At 32.4% G+C, this 18,927-nt stretch carries 13 protein-coding genes; 7 read left to right on the top strand and 6 right to left on the bottom strand.

The annotated features are described in order from the left end of the window. Positions 1 to 70: 70 nt before the first annotated feature. The 3 genes from Q0876_RS01565 to Q0876_RS01555 are packed head-to-tail and all read right to left on the bottom strand — an operon-like array spanning position 71 to position 4,038. Entirely contained in the window at positions 71 to 2,575 is a 2,505-nt protein-coding gene (locus Q0876_RS01565) for a TonB-dependent receptor (protein WP_299223340.1), read from the bottom strand. Next, positions 2,562 to 3,464: a FecR family protein gene (locus Q0876_RS01560; RefSeq protein WP_299223338.1), complete on the bottom strand. Its 903-nt coding sequence runs from the start codon at positions 3,462 to 3,464 to the stop codon at positions 2,562 to 2,564. Before Q0876_RS01560 ends, Q0876_RS01565 begins: the two co-directional genes overlap by 14 nt. A gap of 49 nt (positions 3,465 to 3,513) precedes the next feature. Further along, the gene (locus Q0876_RS01555; RefSeq protein ID WP_299223336.1) at positions 3,514 to 4,038 is read right to left on the bottom strand and encodes a sigma-70 family RNA polymerase sigma factor; all 525 of its coding nucleotides are present in this window, start codon (positions 4,036 to 4,038) and stop codon (positions 3,514 to 3,516) included. A gap of 473 nt (positions 4,039 to 4,511) precedes the next feature. Here Q0876_RS01555 and Q0876_RS01550 point away from each other — a divergent pair, with 473 nt between their 5' ends. From Q0876_RS01550 to Q0876_RS01520, 7 genes are all read left to right on the top strand, one after another. Continuing rightward, positions 4,512 to 6,296 carry a hypothetical protein gene (locus tag Q0876_RS01550; protein WP_299223334.1) on the top strand — a complete coding sequence of 595 codons (1,785 nt, stop codon included), beginning with the start codon at positions 4,512 to 4,514 and terminating at the stop codon, positions 6,294 to 6,296. A gap of 28 nt (positions 6,297 to 6,324) precedes the next feature. Then, complete coding sequence (locus Q0876_RS01545) at positions 6,325 to 6,801, top strand: hypothetical protein (RefSeq protein WP_299223332.1); 477 nt, start codon at positions 6,325 to 6,327, stop codon at positions 6,799 to 6,801. Positions 6,802 to 7,210: 409 nt separating this feature from the next. Continuing rightward, the gene (locus tag Q0876_RS01540) at positions 7,211 to 7,519 is read left to right on the top strand and encodes a hypothetical protein (RefSeq protein WP_299223330.1); all 309 of its coding nucleotides are present in this window, start codon (positions 7,211 to 7,213) and stop codon (positions 7,517 to 7,519) included. Between the two features lie 225 nt (positions 7,520 to 7,744). Continuing rightward, entirely contained in the window at positions 7,745 to 8,461 is a 717-nt protein-coding gene (locus Q0876_RS01535; protein WP_299223328.1) for an ABC transporter ATP-binding protein, read from the top strand. Then, the gene (locus tag Q0876_RS01530; RefSeq protein WP_299223326.1) at positions 8,458 to 9,879 is read left to right on the top strand and encodes a DUF3526 domain-containing protein; all 1,422 of its coding nucleotides are present in this window, start codon (positions 8,458 to 8,460) and stop codon (positions 9,877 to 9,879) included. The genes Q0876_RS01535 and Q0876_RS01530 overlap by 4 nt, the downstream gene beginning before the upstream one ends. Beyond that, positions 9,866 to 11,284: a DUF3526 domain-containing protein gene (locus Q0876_RS01525; protein WP_299223324.1), complete on the top strand. Its 1,419-nt coding sequence runs from the start codon at positions 9,866 to 9,868 to the stop codon at positions 11,282 to 11,284. The genes Q0876_RS01530 and Q0876_RS01525 overlap by 14 nt, the downstream gene beginning before the upstream one ends. Positions 11,285 to 11,287: 3 nt before the next feature. Then, entirely contained in the window at positions 11,288 to 13,501 is a 2,214-nt protein-coding gene (locus Q0876_RS01520; protein WP_299223322.1) for a DUF5916 domain-containing protein, read from the top strand. 364 nt (positions 13,502 to 13,865) lie between these two features. Here the strand turns inward: Q0876_RS01520 and Q0876_RS01515 are convergent, their stop codons facing one another. From Q0876_RS01515 to Q0876_RS01505, 3 genes are all read right to left on the bottom strand, one after another. Continuing rightward, a complete protein-coding gene (locus Q0876_RS01515; protein ID WP_299223320.1) occupies positions 13,866 to 14,705 on the bottom strand; it encodes an alpha/beta hydrolase in 840 nt (279 codons plus the stop codon). A gap of 3 nt (positions 14,706 to 14,708) precedes the next feature. Continuing rightward, entirely contained in the window at positions 14,709 to 17,471 is a 2,763-nt protein-coding gene (locus Q0876_RS01510) for a PD-(D/E)XK nuclease family protein (protein ID WP_299223318.1), read from the bottom strand. A gap of 70 nt (positions 17,472 to 17,541) precedes the next feature. Beyond that, positions 17,542 to 18,903, bottom strand: coding sequence for an OmpA family protein (locus tag Q0876_RS01505; protein WP_299223316.1), 1,362 nt, complete (start codon positions 18,901 to 18,903; stop codon positions 17,542 to 17,544). Positions 18,904 to 18,927: the final 24 nt, after the last annotated feature.

The raw sequence follows: 18,927 nt of genomic DNA, 5'->3' as shown, positions 1-18,927 counted from the left end.
ATGTGAAGCTTTTTTTATTTTCATGACGGTGTAGTATGGTGTTGAGCTTTATGTAAAAACACTTTTTCAATTAAAAGTATATGCGGAATACAGCATTGGTCGTTAAACCTAAAGATGATCTTGAAAAGGTATTTACAGTATCATTTTCACTAATTCTGTAATAGTTGTTAATAGCATTTTCTCTATTTGATATGTTCCAGATAGACGCTCCAATCTCTGATCTAAGAGTGTTACTTATTTTAAATTTATAAATTGCAGAAGCATCAATTCTTAAATAGTCTAATAATCGTTCATTGTTGGCATCATCAAAATTAACATTCTCATCAAGAATTTCATTGCCATTTAAAGGAACTGAAGTAGGTTTTCCTTTTCTGTAGTTTAATCCTGCGGAAATATTCCACAATTTATTACTGAATGTTGTTCCTAGGGTAACAGAATGGGTAATATCAAAATTGCTTGGAAACTCAATATCTTCCAGTGCTTCAAAAGTATAAGTATTATTTATATAAGAATAACTCAACCAACTGTTGAAATTACTAAATTTCTTTCTGCATAAAAACTCAAAACCATAGGCATCGTAACTGCCTTTTCCCTTAGAAAACTCGTATTTAGTTGTGAAGCTTTGACTTTGGGTTGTTATCCCTTCTACTGTTTTATAATAACCTTTAGCATCTAATAACCAACCACTATTTTTATAGGTAACGCCAAAAGACCCTTGCTTACTTCGTATGAGTGGGATACTATCATTATCTGTTAATTGCCAACGTCTTTTTTCAATACCCAAGAAGTCATTTTGAAAATTGACGATCTGTGATGTACTTTGATGCTTAAACTCACCTTGGGCTTCAATTTCAATATACTCTCCAATAGACTTTCTAACACTCAATCTAGGTTCAATAATCAACTTTTCAAACCGAGTTAGGTAATTTGCTCTAACTCCGCCTCTAATAGAAAAGTCATTATTAGGATTTTTGTACCAAGCCTGACCAAAAGCGCTATGCGCTCTTAATATTTCTTCATCACGTCTCACAAATCGAGGTAAGTCAATGTCATTTAAGTTAATGACTTCGGTTTCGGTAAACTGATATCCAAGATTAAAACGCCATTGGTTTTGTTCATATAGGTTGTTTAATAAGACGCTGGTTTCCGAAACAATATTTTCTTGTAATTGTAACTGATTACTCAACACGTCTGCATTAAGAGCTTCGAGTTTATATTCTGTATCGTAAATATTGATGGTTGAAGATAGCTTATCACTCCATTGTCTTTTATAATTAAGTCCAATACCAAGGCTGTTTTGAGAAATATTGCTACGTCTAGTTCTAGAATTACTACCGATATTAACAGTTTCATTAAAGCCTAAATTGTTATTTATTAAGATGAAGTTTAATCTAATGAAGTCTTTATCTGTTGGTTTATATAACCACCTTAACGAGGTATCGTAAAAGTTAAATTCTTGATTAGAATTGGTAACATTAGATGCATTGTTTTCAGCTTCTGTATCTTGGGTTACTCTATCAAAATAGACATCATAGGTTGGTGTTCTAACAAAATCATTTAAAGACTTTCTAGATGCTATTTGTAGTGAAGATTTATGGCCTATAGGAATGTTTGCAAATAACTCTGCATTCAAAAAATTAAGACCAAAAACACCATTAAATTTTGAGTCAATTTGTTTATCACTTTGCATGTGAATGGTCCCAGAAATCCCATCTGTTAATGACACATCTGAACCATTAGTAATGACACTCGCAGTTTGAGTCATCATAGGATTAAAGCTAGATATAAGACCAAAAAAATGTCCTGTTTGATACATTTTAATATCATCCCATAAAATCAAATTTTGGTCGTGAGAACCACCTCGAATGTTGATATTCGAAACGGTTTCATCAACACTCAAAATGCTTGGTAATGCTTGGACGGTTTGAAGTACGTCAGATTCAATAAGTCCTGGTAAAAGGCTAAACCGCTTGTAGTCGATAGATGTAGCCCAATCTTGTCTTCTATCAATACCTCTTACTAGGTACGTTTCAATGAGTACAGATGTAATGACTTCTTGTTGAACGAGCATCGTTATTGTTGCACAGTCATCTAAATTGAAATATTTTATTTGGCGTTCAATGGTCTTGAATCCGATATGTCTTATAGTTAATAATTCGCTTAAGGACCTTGATTCAATTTCAAAATGACCATTCTCATCAGTTATTGCATAAGCAAGCTTACTTGTAATAGTTGCACCCATAAGTGGTTGTTGCGATTCAGAATCTTTAATGTAGCCACACAACTTTATCGTTTTGGAAATGGTATACACTAAATTGCTTATCTTCTCAAATACCAGATTAGTTTGCTTTTCAATATTCTTAATCTTCGCAGTTAAGCTCAAATCTCGTGACACAGGTATTACAGTTATGTTTTTTAAAAGGCTGCTTTCGTAATTAAAGGTAATAGAATGTGCTTTTGTAATTTGCTCAAGTACTTCAGAAACAGGAATTTTTTGTTCTGAATTTTGTCCTTTAGATTTGAATAGTGAAAAGAAACACACAAATAGAAATATGTAAAATCTAGTGCTGTCCATTCCTTATAATGACCTGGTTAGAATTTTGTACTATATAGGTCAAGTTAAGGGGGCTTGTGATAGATTTTAGGGCATTTTCAAGATTTTCGTGTTCAAAAGCACCTGTGAAGTTTGCATTTATTTCAGATGGATATTGTACTTTAATATTATAGTGTTTTTCAAGCTCGTTAATAACGTCTATGAAAGCAGCATTTTCAAAAACACTCATGTTTTTAAGCCAGTATGGTTCAGTGATTACTATACTTGATGTTGAACTTTGTCCTGATGCTAATTTAAACTCTGTACCAGCTGGTAGTTTAACTTTTTTACCATTACACATTACTTGTACAAGACCTTCATAACATGAGACTCTAAAAACACTGTCTCTAGAAAAGACATTAAACGCTGTACCAAGAACACTTACTTTTCCAAAGTCTGTATATACTTCAAAACGCTTTCCTTTTTCGACGTCAAAAAAAGCTTCACCATTTAAATTTAATGATCTTTGCTCGCTCCAATTTGAACTATCATATTCTATTTCTGATAACTCATTTAGATTAACGATTGAGTTATCGGGTAGGGTAATGATCTCGCTTTGAGCTAAATCGGTCTTAAACGAACGTGTTTGACCTTTATTTACCAATGTAAATAAAGCAATACTAATAACAAGAACAGCAGCTAAACTAGAAACGACTCTTATCCAATTTGTAGACTTACTTTTTTTGGAACCTAACCTCTTATCTAATGTTTCAAAAGACTCAACTTTTGCATTTGCATTACCATTGAATCGTTGAGCCTCTTCAATAATTTCCTTATACAAGTCAGCATCTTCCAACGCATTGAAAGCCTTTGACTCTCTGTTAGAGAGATCATTATTTAACCATTTTTTTACTAAATGCTCTTTATCCATAACATACGGTTATATATTTAAAACAACTTAAATTATAATTGTCCCAGAATTATTTTCGATTGAGCTCTTCTAGCTCATTTTTTAGCTTGTTAAAAGCTGCATAGATTCGGTGTTCAGCTACCTTTTTTGTGATGCCTAAAATTTCTGCAACTTCTTTATGTGTTTTACCATTTACCTTGTTTAATAAAAAAGCAACTCGTTCTTCTTCTTTTAATTGTGATAGTACCTGTTCAAACCGTTTTAAAAATTCTTTTTTTCGTAAAATAAATTCAGGAGATTCATTGGTATAATCCTTTGGTTTTATTTGTCGATGTTTTAAAACCACTTTTTGATGCTTAACTTCATTAAGCATCATATTATTTGCTGTAGTATACAAATAAGATTTAGCAGCTTCAGGTGTAATTTTGGCACAGTTCTCCCATAGTTTTATAAAGGCTTCTTGAACTTTATCCGCAGGATTTAATAGTTCTCCGTACTTGTAAAATAGAATGTTGCTCAATGATTGGGCATACTTCTCGTAAAGTTTTGAAAAGCGAAACTTATCACATATGTCTTTATAAAGAGATCCTGACATGACTAATTTTTTTGCTTTAAATTATTTTAATTTAATTGGGACAATATCAAATATAGTTGTTTAAATATTATAAAGAGTTATGATGCTTAATCACTAACAAATTAAGCGTTAAAATTTATAATCTACAATAGTATGTTAAGTTCTTTTATAAATAGAACAACGAAGTTTATCGAGACCATCTCACTGATGAAAAGAGACGAATTATTCAATGTAAGAAGAAGATAATAGCACTTGAGCTATTACTTGAAAAAGACTACAATGCTGTTAATGTCTATAAATATAGACAAGCAAATGAAAGATACAATAGTTTGAAATCTCTAATTTTTGATTTAAAAATGCTAGAGTTTAAAATAAATCGAAAATTTTAAAAAATTTCTTGGGACAATTTTTTAATGAGTTGTTTTAAGAATAAAGAGGCAATATAGAGGCTTACAGCAAAACGAACATAAACTTTAAAATAAATCCATTTCATTATGAAAACATTACAACCAATCTTACTACTAGTTATAGGTGTTTTACTCACCATGACTTCTTGTAGAACAGAAGACGATCTAGCAATAGATCCACCAGCAGAAGAAACTATCGAAGCCAATTCAACAGTATCAATTTTAATGCAAAGAACCGCATCTAATGATGGTTCAAATGATAACATTATAGATAATGCTAGTTGTTTAAGTGTTCAGCTTCCAGTGACAGTGACAGTTAATGGAATTGAACTTGAAATTAACGATGAAGACGGTTATGAGGACATCGAAGATATTATTGACTTGTTTGATGATGATGTCGACTCTGTAGTCATTTCGTACCCTATAACTGTAATTCTTGTCGATTTTACAACTGTTCTAGTCAACTCTGATTCAGAATTAGCAGCACTCACAGTTAATTGTGTTGGGGAAAATGAAAATGATGATGATATAGAATGTATTGATTTTCAATATCCAATAACCGCATCTATTTTTAATGAAAACAATGATCTAATCAATTCAATAGTTATTAATAATGACAATGATATGTATGATTTTGTTGACGATTTAGATGACTTTGCAGCAGTTACGATTAATTTTCCAATTACGGTGATTTTTTCTGATGGCACAACACAAATTATGAATACTATTCAAGAATTGGAAAATGCTATCGAAGCAGCTGATGATAGTTGTGATGAAGATGATGATAATGATTTTGATGATGATGATTGTGATAACTGTACAACAAATGACCTAGATACTGTTTTTGCAGATTGCTCAGAATGGACAGTAGACAAATTAGAACGTAGTGATAATGACTTAGAAGACAACTATGTAGGATATGAATTTGAGTTTAATAACGATGGGACAATTTTGGTCACTCAAGGTTCAAATACATTCAATGGTACTTGGGTAGCATCTGGCACAGGTAGTAATATTTCAGTCACAATAAACGTGACAGGTTTAACAGATTTTAATGATACTTGGAACCTTCATGAAATAGAACAAGAGCCAGGTGAGGTAAAAGTAGATTTGAGGTTAGGTGACGATAGGTTACGTTTTGAAAGTGATTGTCAATCTAACGGTAATATTGATGATACAGCTTTAGTAAATGCTCTAACTAGTGGTGATTGGTATATCACTTACTTCTTTGATGACACAGACGAAACAGCCGATTTTGAAGATTATGTTTTCAATTTTGCTTCAGACAATACTGCAACAGCAACTGACATGAGTGGAACTACTAGTGGATCATGGTCAACAACATCAGGAGATGATACAGAACTTGGATTAAACCTAAACTTTGGAACTGGTATTCCTTTAGATGAATTAGCAGACGATTGGGATGTTCTTGAAGTAACAAATGATATTATTAGGTTGAAAGATATTAGTGGAGGTGATGGCTCTGAAGATTTCTTAACCTTTGAGCGCACCCCTTTTGATGGAGGCAATGGAAATGATGACTTAGAAGCTATATTAACAGATGGTTTATGGATAGTAGCATCTTATACAGAAGATGCCGATGACCAAACTTCTGATTATGCAGGTTATGAGTTAGATTTTATCATGGATGGAACAGTTACAGCTTCTAATGGGTCTAATACTAATAATGGGACTTGGTCTGTGATAAGTGCAGGTAATCAAATGACACTAAACTTTGGAACAGACTTACCGTTTGAAGAATTTAATGATGATGACTGGGATGTGATTTCAGTTTCAAACAACCAAGTGGTTATTCAAGATGTGAGCGGAGGTGGTGGAGGAACAGATACATTAACCCTTCAAAAACTATAACCCAAAACGTATTTAAAAACAGGTAATTATGAAAAAAGTATTTAATCTCGGATTGTTGTTAATGTTAAGTTTTTCCTTAATGTCATCTATGTGTTCAAGCGATGATGACGATGGGAACTCAAATAATAATAGTCAACAAATTGCAGAAATAGTCAATACTGCTCAATCTGGAACATGGCGAGTTGCCAATTTTAATGATTCTGGTCAAAACGAAACTTCCAATTTCAATGGTTATGATTTCAGCTTTAATGCTGATGGCTCTTTGGTTGCGACAAATGGTGCTAATACTATGGAGGGAACATGGTCTGTTACAGATGATAGCAATAGTAGTAGTAATGATGATGACATTGACTTCAATATTTTCTTTCCAGTACCAGAGAGTAATGATTTTGAAGATCTCAATGACGATTGGGATGTGGTAATGACTACATCTACCAGAATCGAACTTATCGATGTAAGTGGAGGAAATGGCGGAACAGATATGCTCATCTTTGAGAAAAACTAAATAGATATTTAATTAATCAAGTACCATTTTCTGCCCTAACAATATTTGATTAATAGCAAGCCAACCATGAACTTCATGGTTGGTTTTTAATTTGAGTTTATTAATTATAAATATTATATTCTGTAAATAATAAAATCATCTTCATCATCAAAAAATTGCCTGAATATGCTAAAGAAATGTCATATAGAAGATTTTCTTCATCACTAATACGAACTGAAAACATTAAAAATAAACCATAGTTAACTATAAAAGGTCAAATACCATCTTACACATTACTAATCGTAAATATTTTACACTGTTATAAATTTCTACAATTTTAGAGTGTGATTTATAGGTTGCCTTTTATATATAAAATCCTATAAATGTAATATTAACATAATTTTTAGACTATTTTTTTTAGCTTTGAGTGATGAGTCATAATATATCTCATAGTGTAAAAAGTATTTTACTTCTTTTAATCTTTATGTTTTTAAAGATTGGAGTAGCACACTCACTTTCACATGCCTTTTCACATGATGATATTAACGATTGTGAGCAATGTATCTTAATCGTTGACTCAAACAAGACCAAAGCTTTCAATGGTCATTCACATTTCTATCCGAGTGATGTAATTAAGATAAATGTATTACCAAAGCCTTTGACTTTGCTATACAAAACCCCTCAATTTAGAGAACATCATTACGTCTTCTTTTTTAATAAGCCTCCACCTGTTCTATAGTTTTGATGACTTTTTCTATTCTTAATGGAGTATCGCCTAAGTTAAATGGCTACCTACTGTATTAAGACTATTTGTATTTATTTCAATTAATCTATAAGTAAATCACAAGGATTAACTATAATCGAATTAAGTCATCACTACATTTTATAATTCATTTTAATGGTATTCCTTTTGTACGGTTTCAGTACATAGAAATGCTAAATAATCAATTTAATACAGAACATTATGATACTTACTAATAATCTTACCAAATCTTATGGTGGTTTAACCGCTTTAGATGCCCTTAACTTAGAAGTCAAAGAAGGTGAAATTTATTGCCTATTAGGCGCAAATGGAGCAGGAAAAACAACTACAATTAATCTTTTGTTAGGCTTCTTGAAACCTACTTCAGGTAGAGCCTTTATAAATAAGTTAGACGTTGTAGAGCATTCCAAATTAACTAAGCAATATTTAGCGTATATACCAGAAAATTTGATGCTATATCCAAGCCTGAATGCCATTGAAAATCTGGATTATTTTTCAGGAATCGCAAATAAAAGTTTCAATAAAAAAACCTTGCAATCGATATTAACTGAAGCTGGACTTCAAGAATCTGCTTTCTACAAACCTGTATCGAAATATTCTAAAGGAATGCGTCAAAAAGTAGGTGTTGCAATAGCACTAGCAAAAGATGCTAAAGTTTTGCTCTTGGATGAACCAACCTCTGGATTAGACCCAAAAGCAAGTTTTGAGTTTGGCAAGCTATTGCAAAAATTAAGACAAAAAGGTGTTGCAACACTCATGGCTACACATGATTTATTTAGAGCGAAAGAGGTTGCAACAACTATAGGTATTATGAAAGATGGTCAATTAAAACAGCAATGGCATGTTGATGATATTTCACTATCAGATTTAGAGAAAAATTACCTAGAAACTATGTCTTATAATACCATCGAGCTATGATACTTAATACACTTAAAAAAGAAAGTAAAGAACTGTTTAGGGAGGGTCGAATTAGAATCGCATTCATCTTTGTCATCACTCTTACAATTACAGCAGTTTTTATAAGTGCTTGGCACTACAAAGACATCAATGAGGAATATGTGTTTGCAAAGCAATCGGAACGAGAGATTTGGGATAACCAAGGCGAAAAGAACCCTCATTCTGCTGCACATTATGGCACATACGCTTTTAAACCTAAATACCCATTAGCTCTCATAGACCAAGGTGTAGATAAATACACTGGAACATCTATTTTTTTAGAAGCGCACAAGCGAAATGAAGCCCAATTTGACGAAGCTTCTGACCAAACAGGATTAGCAAGATTTGGAAATTTAACACCCGATTTTGTTTTGATGTTTATTATTCCTTTGCTCATTATACTTATTGCTTACAATAGCTTAACAAAAGAAAAGGAAATGGGAACCATCACACTACTTAATAGTCAGGGTGCGATTGGTTTTAAGCTTATTTTTGGGAAATGGTTAGCTATATTTCTGCCATTATTTGTGTTGCTATTTGTACTCTTTACAGTAAGTGGAATCATATTATCTAGTTTACCAGATTTCGGCATTTTCAGCTGGTTATCCCTAGCAATATTATTCCTAACTTATGTAGTCTATTATGCCATATTTATCAATTTAGTATTGATAATTTCTGGATTGGTAAAAAAATCTGGAATCGCATTAGTATTATCATTAAGTTTCTGGATTTTAGTGTGTTTAATACTCCCTAAAACAGCTAGTAATATTGCTGAATACAAACACCCATATCCTACAAAACAAGAGTTTGCAGCAAATATTACAAAGGATAAAAAAGAAGGACTAGATGGTCATAACCCTTGGAGTGAAGCATCTAAAGCTCTTGCGAAACAAGTCTTAAAAGAGTATGGTGTGGATAGTTTAAGTCAATTACCTTTCAATTATGATGGGTATAGAATGCAGAAAGGCGAAGAACATGAAGCAGAAATTTATTTTAAACACTATAAAAAATTAAAAATACAGCATTCAAATCAATCAAGAATTTACAGACAATTAGCTTCTATTTCACCTTTTTTGCCCACTCGCTTTTTAAGCATGTCAATTGCTAATACAGATTATACAACGCATTGGCATTTTGCTGATGCTGCTGAAAATTATAGGATTGAAACCCAAAAGTTTCTCAATGAGCATTTCGCAAAAGAATCTAAATATGGCGATTGGTCTTGGAAAGCCAATGCAGACTTTTGGAAACAACTACCAAAATTCAATTACAAGCCACCTACACTATCTGAAATCTTAAAGCGTAATACTGGTAATATCCTCATACTATTGTGTTGGTTACTAGGTTCTTTCGCAGTACTATTTTTAACAACTAAATCACTTAAAAATGTTAAAGTATAATTTTAAATATGAATGGTTGCTTTTGATTCGCAACCGATGGATTCAAGTATTGACCATATTACTGTTCATTCTTTTTGGCTTTGCTGCTTATAATGGCACTCAAAAAGTTAAGATGAGAACATCTAATTTAACCTCAGCTATAAATGAATTACAAATCAAAGAGAGGGAAATACTGTCTCAACTCGATTCATTAGAGGCAGGCCATGAACTGAATATATCTCGATGGATGATGCCTACTAATCCTGTAGTAACAGGAAATCTATTACCTAGAGTAGTGAATATGCCACCAAAATCAACAGCTTTTATATCTACAGGACAGTCTGATTTGTTTGCACATTATGTACAACCTATTGTTACTGGTGAGGACTCAACAATGAACTTTAAGGAAATGACCAGTCCAACACAATTGTTATTTGGAAGCTTTGATTTAACATTTGTCATCGTTTACCTATTACCACTTCTTATCATAGCGTTTTCATTCAATATATTGGCGTCTGAACGAGAAAGAGGCTCTTTAAAGTTACTAGCATCCCAGCCTATTAATATTAGAGTTTGGGTTTTACAAAAATTAGGTTTGCGCTTTTTTTGGTTAGTGATGGTCATTATCATAACACTTTCGTTAGTATTTATAATTTTTGACTTTGACATCAAAACAAATTGGATGTCTTTTATAACTCTATTATCAATCATTATTGCATACACTTTATTCTGGTTTGTATTGGCTTTTGCAACTAATATATGGATTAGAAGTTCTGCCAAAAATGCCATTACATTAATAGGGTTTTGGATTCTGTTTGTTTTACTATCTCCTACATTAATAAATCAAATAAGCAATACATTGTATCCCATTCCGTCAAGAACGTTGATGCTAAATGAAATGCGTTCAATTAAATCAGAAGCGATAAAGAAACAAGATGAGATTTTAGATAATTTTTTAAGAAATCATCCGGAGTATGCTACGAATGATAGTAAACAAGCTAGAGGGTTTTATCAAAAATATATGGCAACTCAACAATTGATCCAAGATGAATTAAAGCCATTGCTATCAGAATTTGAATCACAAATAAATAACCAACACAAATTGGTAAATGCATCAAGTTGGTTCTCACCTGCTTTGATTGTTCAAAATTCCTTAAATCAAATTGCTGGCACTTCAACAGGAGATTATCAAAACTTTAAGCGTCAAAGTATCATATTTTCAAAAGAATGGCGAAACTTTTTTAAACCGATGTTATTTAAAGGTGAGAAATTCAAAAAAAGTGATTATAAAAACCTTCCAGAGTTTAGATATAGATATGCTTCAGTAAATACGTATAGTAAAACTTTTTGGTTGATAATTATAAGCAGTTTGATATTGTTTTTGGTATTAACACCGAATAAACATCAAATCGAATTAATTAGTTAAACCATGAAATCAATATATATAGTATTACTATTATCGCTATTTTCAATAAGTAGTAAAGCACAAGAAAAGGAAACAGATAATTTTCCACCACCAGACATTCAAATAGAAGTTGAAGTTGTAAAAGCTAAAGGTGAAATCAAACTTGATGGGAATCTTGATGAAAACGATTGGCAAAAAACGAAAATTATAAATGATTTCTTTAGAAGAGAACCAAGACAGGGCGGAAAAATACGCTATACAACTGAAGTGCGTTTTTTATACGATGATGAAAACCTCTATATTGGTGCATTATGTAAAGATTCTATTGGTGCTAAAGGAGTTCGAATTCAAGACCTTCGTAGAGATTTTAGTTGGGGTGAAAATGACATCTTTGGAATAGCATTAGATCCTCAAAACTTAAAACAATATGCCCAAGGATTTCAAACGACTCCATTTGGTAATCAAAGAGATTTTCAAAATTTTAATGGCAACAACTTTGATACAAGCTGGAATACACTTTGGAGAGTGAGAACTAAAAGAGCAGATGATGGTTATTATATAGAAATGGCCATACCATTTAAATCACTGCGTTACAATCTTCCTGAAAAAGGAGAAGCTGTTGAATTTGGTTTCACACTTGTAAGGTATGCTCGAAGAGACATTGAAGTATCTACATTCCCAGCAATACCACAATCGTTTACACCTTATCGTATGACCTATGCGGCAAAACTAACCGGTATAAAAGCTCCTCCACCATCAACAAATATCAGGATAGAGCCTTATACACTCTACCAATATGATGAGAATAAGGAGGGAGATGACATAAAGAATAAATCGAGTGAACCTAAGGCAGGTGTTGATGTAAAGTGGGCAATAAACCCAAAAACAGTATTAGACTTAACGGTAAACACTGATTTTGCTCAAGCAGATGTAGATAGGGCAGTTAACAACCTTGAGCGTTTCAATATTTTTTTTCCAGAACGAAGGCAATTTTTTCTTGAGAATTCTGGTATTTGGGCAGGCGGATTACAACAATCTATTCGTCCTTTTTTTAGTAGGCGAATAGGTCTTCAAGGAGAGTTTAATGCCACACCTTCTCCAATAGATGTTGGCGCTCGTTTTACACAACGAACGGAAAAAAATGCGATAGCTGGACTTTTTGTTCGCCAACGTGAAACTAAGAATTCAGCTGGAGCAAACTTTGGAATTCTAAGATATCTCAAAAATTATGGACGTGAAAACAATATAGGGGTTATGGTTACTCATCGATTAGATGATAGTTCTGATGATTTGAATTTAGAAAACAATAATAATACAACGGTAACTATAGATGGTCAAATACGACCAACCAGCGAATGGGATATTCAATACCTATTATCTAGTTCAATTGATGAATTATCTGGAGAAACTGGTTTTGCCGGAAGAATATTTGCAGGAAAAGCCACTAATAAATACTACTATGGATGGGTAACAGAATATACTGATTCAGACTATAATCCGAGGGTAGGCTTTGTAAGGCAGAATAATGTCATTAGGCATAATCCTGGCGGATACTACATTTGGAGACCAAAAAGAATAGATTGGATTAGAAGATGGGATCCAGGTATGTTTGTTAATTATAATCATGACGCAAGTAGCCTAAGTAATTTTCAGCAAGCGAGTATTTATCTTTTCCCAATATACGTATGGTTTAAAGACAATAGTTTTTTTGAAACATCATTAACTCCAACTTGGCAGAATATCAATTTTAATTTTTCCCCTTTGGGTATAAATATTGAACAAGGAAACTATCGCTATACCAGATATTTACTTAGGTACAATACAGATCAGTCTAAGAAATTCTCTGTAGGTACGAGATTCAACTTTGGTAATTTTTATAACGGAACAAGAAATACTTTAGCTGGAAGTTTGAGGTATGCACCATTACCTAATGTTTCATTTACAGCAATTTATGAACATAATAATATAAATAGCCTTGGATTACAAAATGAAAACTTGGAAACGGATTTGTATTCGGCTGAATTGAGACTCGCATTAAATCCGAGAATACAATTCAATAGCTTTTATCAATTTAATAGTTTTAATGAGCAAGGGCGTTGGAATTTACGATTGAGTTGGGAGTACATGCCATTATCATTCATCTATCTGGTGTTTAACGATATTCAAACAGACCAATTTGATCCAATTATACAGAACCAACAGTTTATTAGTAAAATAACTTTTTTAAAACAATTCTAAACCTTGAACAAAAAACAGAATATAAGTTCAAAAACATTGAAATCTATTTTGCTTATGTCTATTTAAAAACTTATGTCACTCGTATTTTTAAATATTTTTCTGAAAAGAGGATAATTGTTATTTTAGCAAAGCTTTATAAACCTTAAAACTAAAATAATTAGTCATATTATCCAGGACTTTGTATAAATTAACATTCAGATTGTCATGTGCCATATGATCTCTAAGCATAAAACTTTTTCTAGATTTTATGCTTAACCTTTTGTGGCTCCATTTATAATCATTTTTGAAATTATTTACCGATACAATATTACTGGAAATAAAAGCTAATAAACCAACTGTTTAAATTGATCTTTTCATATGGAAATTATGTCAAAAACGGAACTGTTTTATCAATAACAACCATCATTTCTTTTGATAGATTTTTTTCAACCCAAGGATGTTTAGTATTAAAGACATGGTTTGCTCCTTTAATAATTTCTAGTTGGCTTTTTGGATTCCATTCATTTAATGCATTAGCTTCATTGATCTTTACGGAGGTATCATTATCTCCATGTATAATTAGTATAGGAACATGTAAACGCTTTATAGCCGATTCAATATCTAAACGGGTTTCATTGGCTTTAAAGTTTTTGTAGAATTGAAAATTATGAGGCATTTGTTGTTTCGTTCTTCCATTCAAAACATACTTCACACCATGCTTTTTCCATTGCTCTAAGTCTCCTGTAGTTGCTGAGCGTTTGCCAAAATCACATATGCTTGACCAAGTCACAAGTTTGGTAATGCGTTGGTCTTCTGAAGCTTTAATAATAGAGATACCACCTCCTCGAGAATGTCCGATTAATGTTATATTGGTTGTATCGATTTCGTTTCGGTATTGAAAATCATCTGCTAGAATGTGGTTTAATATGGCATCAAGATCATCAAGCTCTTTGGTATAATTGTTTTCTGCAAAAGCTTCGAGATCTGGAAAGTCTATTGGGTTTTCAACAGTTCCGCCATTATGAGAAAAATTGAATTTGATAAAAAACAAATTTTCATCGCTACATCTTTTCGCTACTAAATCCCATGCGCCCCAATCTTTAAAGCCTTTATAGCCATGGCAAAAAATTACTATTGGCTTATTGCTTTGATTGTTTTTAAAGAAAGCATCCCAAACTATTGGTTTTTTTGTTTTGCGATATAATATATGGTTCTTAAGGATCATTGACTAAATGTCTTTCTCAATGAAATTAATTTTTGGATCACAGATTTCTGAAATAAGTTTTTTTAATTCTACTTCAAAAGCATCTAAAGTAGATTTAGTTATCAAATGGTCTTTTGCTCTTGCCCTTTGAGTGTCTTTTTTTGCAAACTTTATAAATCCAGAACTTAAATTTTTAAATGAAATTATACCTGCTTCTACTGGTAATGAAATTTTATTGCTTTTAAACATCATATAGACATACGTCAAAACTTGAAAACTTTTACTGTATTTATCATAGTCTGAAGTGAGGTCTTCCCAATCTACTACTTCTACTTTGCTTTGTTCCACACGCCCACTTTTGTAGTCAATAATTCTGAGATTACCATTGTATTCATCAACGCGGTCTACTTTACCTGTAATATTTATAGGAAAATTAAAGCCCTCAATTGTAATTGGAATTTTATCTTCGGTTTCAATAGCAATAATCTTAATGGTATTTTCTTCTCGCAATGCTTTAGCTTCTAGGTTCAGAAAATTAAAGATGTAACGTTTAGAAATTTCAAAAATGATGAGGTTTTTCCCTCTAGTAATATCGCCTTGTTTATATTCAACTTCGAAATGCTTAAGTACAGTAGTATCAATTTTTGAGTGCATTACATCTATATCATCTAAGGTAAGCCAATTACCCTCAAGTGGTTTATAAAAATCTTCAAGTGTATTATGAATTACAGTCCCTAAGGTATTTAAGGCAATGCTTTCTTCTACATCTTCAAATTGCTTGACACCTAATACTTTTTCATAGTAAAATGCAATAGGATTCCTTACATAGTTGGTTAATGACGATGGTGAAAAGCCAGATTTAGCAAGAGACTTTATTCTGTGGGTTACTTCATTTGTTTTTTCTATTTCTGAAGTTGTGGTTTCATATTCTGGAACAACAGGCGCAATATGATAACGATTTATAATGTGGGTTTTTTCTATTTCTAATTGTGTTATAAAGCGACTTTTTTCTCCACCATTTAAAACATCGGGTTCTGTATTGTAAAGAATATATATGTTTTTTGCACGTTGTAATAATCTATAAAAATGGTAGGTATAAACGGCGTCTTTTTCTTTATAGGTAGGCATCTCGTTTTGTAACTTTACATCAAAAGGAATAAATGAGTTATTACTTTTCCCAGCAGGAAGTATCCCTTCATTAACAGAGGTAATTATAACTGTTTCAAAATCTAATACTCGTGACTCAAGCATTCCCATAATTTGAAGTCCTTTTAAGGGTTCGCCTTTAAAATCTAGTGTCTCATTTTTTAATAATTCTTTAAAAAGACCATACAATGTTGTGATATTCGTTATGTGAGTATATGTTTCTGTAAGAGCTAATAATTCATTAAATATGATATTGAACCTATACAAATACTCAAGACCTAAAAGGTTGTCCTGTTTGTGTTGATCTAAATTGTTTTTTATTATTAAGATAAGTTTTGAACATTGTTTTAGGGCTATTTTTGAACTGTTTTCCCATGAACCGAACATCAATTCAATAATTTCACATTTTGTTTTAGATAATTGTAGTAACTCATCTAAAGTCAAGTAAGTTTTATTGTTTTGTTGAATAGTGCTGATGATCTCATCTGAAACATCTAGGCCATCATTGACAAATAGTGGTTTTATGAATTGATTTGATAAAAACAGTATAATATCTTTATAATAATAGGTATTGGATGGTGATTTATGTATTTTGAATAGTGTTTCAAAGAGAGAGGCTAAGGGGATACTGCGCAACGGCAACCCCATAGTAATATTTATTGGACCTGTATCTTTTGGAATCGAGTTTAAAAGAGGAAGCAGTAATGACTCTTCGCCTAATACTATAGCAGTGCTTTGTAATGAACGCTTGTTTTTTTTAATAGTCTTCAGAAGTTCACCAACATATTTTATTTGCCCAATGTTTTTTGGTACACCAAAACAGTTAATATTTTTTTTTGAAGCATAATTTTTAGTTATCCAATTAAAATCATGTTTTTTGAAATAATGCCATTTCGAACGGTGTGACCTGAGAAATAATCCAGCATCGTGAATTGGATTTGAAAAAAACAAATGATCAATATCCCAATAAATTGAAGCAATATCTTGTTCTAAGAATTCTTGAATTATAATTTCTTCCGCTTTGTTAAGCGCATTAAACCCTACGAACACATAAGATTTATCATTGTTTAAAGCGATAAACTGTTCAAGGTTTTCAACAGCTTCTCTATATACAAGGCCTTGGTATCCTTTTTTTTTATGAATAAGTTCTTTGTTTAGTTCAGCATAATATACTTTTAATCGTTTCCAAAATGACAAATAATTCTTTATGTAAGGTGTTTGTTGTTCATCAAGAGACCAATGCTGATGTTCAATTTCTTTTATGGCGCTTAGGTACTCGAACACTTGGTTTGGAGCTACCAGATAACGGTCAATCTCATTAAAATCTTGAAGTAGAAGCTGAGCCCATTTTGAAAATGAATCGAAAGATTCAATTTGTGTTTTAGGGGTTAAGTTTAGGTATATTTCATAAAATTCAAAAAGCAATTCTGTATTGGAAGCATACTTAAGTTCTGAGAGCGTTTCAATGAATTCTTCAATAGAGAGTATTTCTGGAGAAAAGGATGTTTTTTCTAAGACGTTATTAATGCTATGTTTTAAAAATACTCCAGATCTTTTACTTGGCAGAATGAAGGTTAATTCCGAAAAGTTTACCTTCTTTTCTTTTAGATTAATCAATACCTCTTCTATAAAGCTTTGCATAGTATAAAAATAAAAAACGCTCCGACATGTCGGAGCGTTTTTTAAACTTTATTTGTGAGTTGATATAAACTTATTTTTTAAGCTTTACTTCAACACGTCTGTTATTTTTTCTACCTGTAGAAGTTTTATTAGTGTCAATTGGATAATCTTCACCAAAACCTGTAGCTGTTAATCGATCTGCATCGATACCATTAGAAATTAAGTAATCTCTAACTGCATTAGCTCTTCTTTCAGATAATAGTTGATTAGACGTTTTTGCACCTTGACTATCAGTGTGACCTTCTAATGAGAAGTTCGCTCTTGGATAATCTTTAAAGATAGCTGTCATAGCTTCTAATACTGGTTGAGTTTCTTTCTTGAAAGTAGACTTACCACTATCAAATAAGATAGTTCTTGCGTAATTGTTTAACTCTTCCATTACTTCAACAGTAGGATTAACTTCTGGGCAACCATTGTTAGCTACAGTACCAGCTTCGTTAGGACATTGATCATCTTTATCTAAAACACCATCACCATCAGTATCTGGCCAAGGACATCCTTTATTAGCTGCAGGACCTTTTTCATTAGGACAATCGTCAGCGTTATCAGCTACACCATCAGCATCAGCATCAGGACAACCATTAAGAGCCTTAAGACCAGCAACAGTTGGACAGTCATCATTTTTATCAGCTACACCATCACCATCAGTATCAGGGCAACCATTGAATTCAGGTAAACCAGCTTCGTTTGGACAATCATCTTTAGCATCTTCGATACCATCATTGTCTGAATCTGGACATCCATTGAATGCTTCTAAACCAGGAACATCTGGACATGCATCATTTTTGTCATAAATACCATCACTATCAGTGTCTTTTCCACCAAATTTAACAGCTACACCAACTGAGTGTTGCCAATGTTTTGGAAGATAATCTTCAAAAGCATGCTTGTAAGCTGTTTGAACATTAACACCTATGTTGTCAGTAAACCAGTAGTTTAAACCTAAAGTACCATTTAAAGTACCTGCTCCGATATCATCTACCCAAGTGTAACCACCACCAACACCTAAATAAGGGTCGATTTTTGTAGAGTTGATGATTTTTGCAAAGCTGTAAGATACTGTACCATCTAATGCATAATAAGTTAAATCATCTGCTGATGAATCACCTATTTTATCAATTTGGTTAAGGGAACCAGCAGCAGTTATTGTAAAACCTTCACTTAAGTATCTAGATACAGATACTGTTGATAGAGATGGTAATACGTTCCAGTGATCGTTTGCGTTAAAGAATTCATCAAGGTAATCACCTAATGGCGCATCTTCTCCAACAGGATAAAGATCAACTGCATTTACGCCAACACCAATTTTCCAAGGGTTGTTTTCATCTTGTGCATTAGCATTGAAGCTCAATACAAGCAACATAGCGAAAAATAATCTGCTAAGATTTTTCATATTCTAATAATTTTAATTTTTAAG

This window comes from uncultured Psychroserpens sp. (genome assembly GCF_947503375.1).
In the GTDB taxonomy this organism is placed as follows: domain Bacteria; phylum Bacteroidota; class Bacteroidia; order Flavobacteriales; family Flavobacteriaceae; genus Psychroserpens.
Note: the sequence above shows the minus strand (reverse complement) of the source record. Positions and strands in the feature narration are given on the sequence as shown.

Bases quoted from the DNA above. Each gene is read 5' to 3' on its own strand.
- Q0876_RS01565 (WP_299223340.1), bottom strand. From the start codon at position 2,575: ATGGACAGCACTAGATTTTACATATTTCTATTTGTGTGTTTCTTTTCA.
- Q0876_RS01560 (WP_299223338.1), bottom strand. From the start codon at position 3,464: ATGGATAAAGAGCATTTAGTAAAAAAATGGTTAAATAATGATCTCTCT.
- Q0876_RS01555 (WP_299223336.1), bottom strand. From the start codon at position 4,038: ATGTCAGGATCTCTTTATAAAGACATATGTGATAAGTTTCGCTTTTCA.
- Q0876_RS01550 (WP_299223334.1), top strand. From the start codon at position 4,512: ATGAAAACATTACAACCAATCTTACTACTAGTTATAGGTGTTTTACTC.
- Q0876_RS01545 (WP_299223332.1), top strand. From the start codon at position 6,325: ATGAAAAAAGTATTTAATCTCGGATTGTTGTTAATGTTAAGTTTTTCC.
- Q0876_RS01540 (WP_299223330.1), top strand. From the start codon at position 7,211: ATGAGTCATAATATATCTCATAGTGTAAAAAGTATTTTACTTCTTTTA.
- Q0876_RS01535 (WP_299223328.1), top strand. From the start codon at position 7,745: ATGATACTTACTAATAATCTTACCAAATCTTATGGTGGTTTAACCGCT.
- Q0876_RS01530 (WP_299223326.1), top strand. From the start codon at position 8,458: ATGATACTTAATACACTTAAAAAAGAAAGTAAAGAACTGTTTAGGGAG.
- Q0876_RS01525 (WP_299223324.1), top strand. From the start codon at position 9,866: ATGTTAAAGTATAATTTTAAATATGAATGGTTGCTTTTGATTCGCAAC.
- Q0876_RS01520 (WP_299223322.1), top strand. From the start codon at position 11,288: ATGAAATCAATATATATAGTATTACTATTATCGCTATTTTCAATAAGT.
- Q0876_RS01515 (WP_299223320.1), bottom strand. From the start codon at position 14,705: ATGATCCTTAAGAACCATATATTATATCGCAAAACAAAAAAACCAATA.
- Q0876_RS01510 (WP_299223318.1), bottom strand. From the start codon at position 17,471: ATGCAAAGCTTTATAGAAGAGGTATTGATTAATCTAAAAGAAAAGAAG.
- Q0876_RS01505 (WP_299223316.1), bottom strand. From the start codon at position 18,903: ATGAAAAATCTTAGCAGATTATTTTTCGCTATGTTGCTTGTATTGAGC.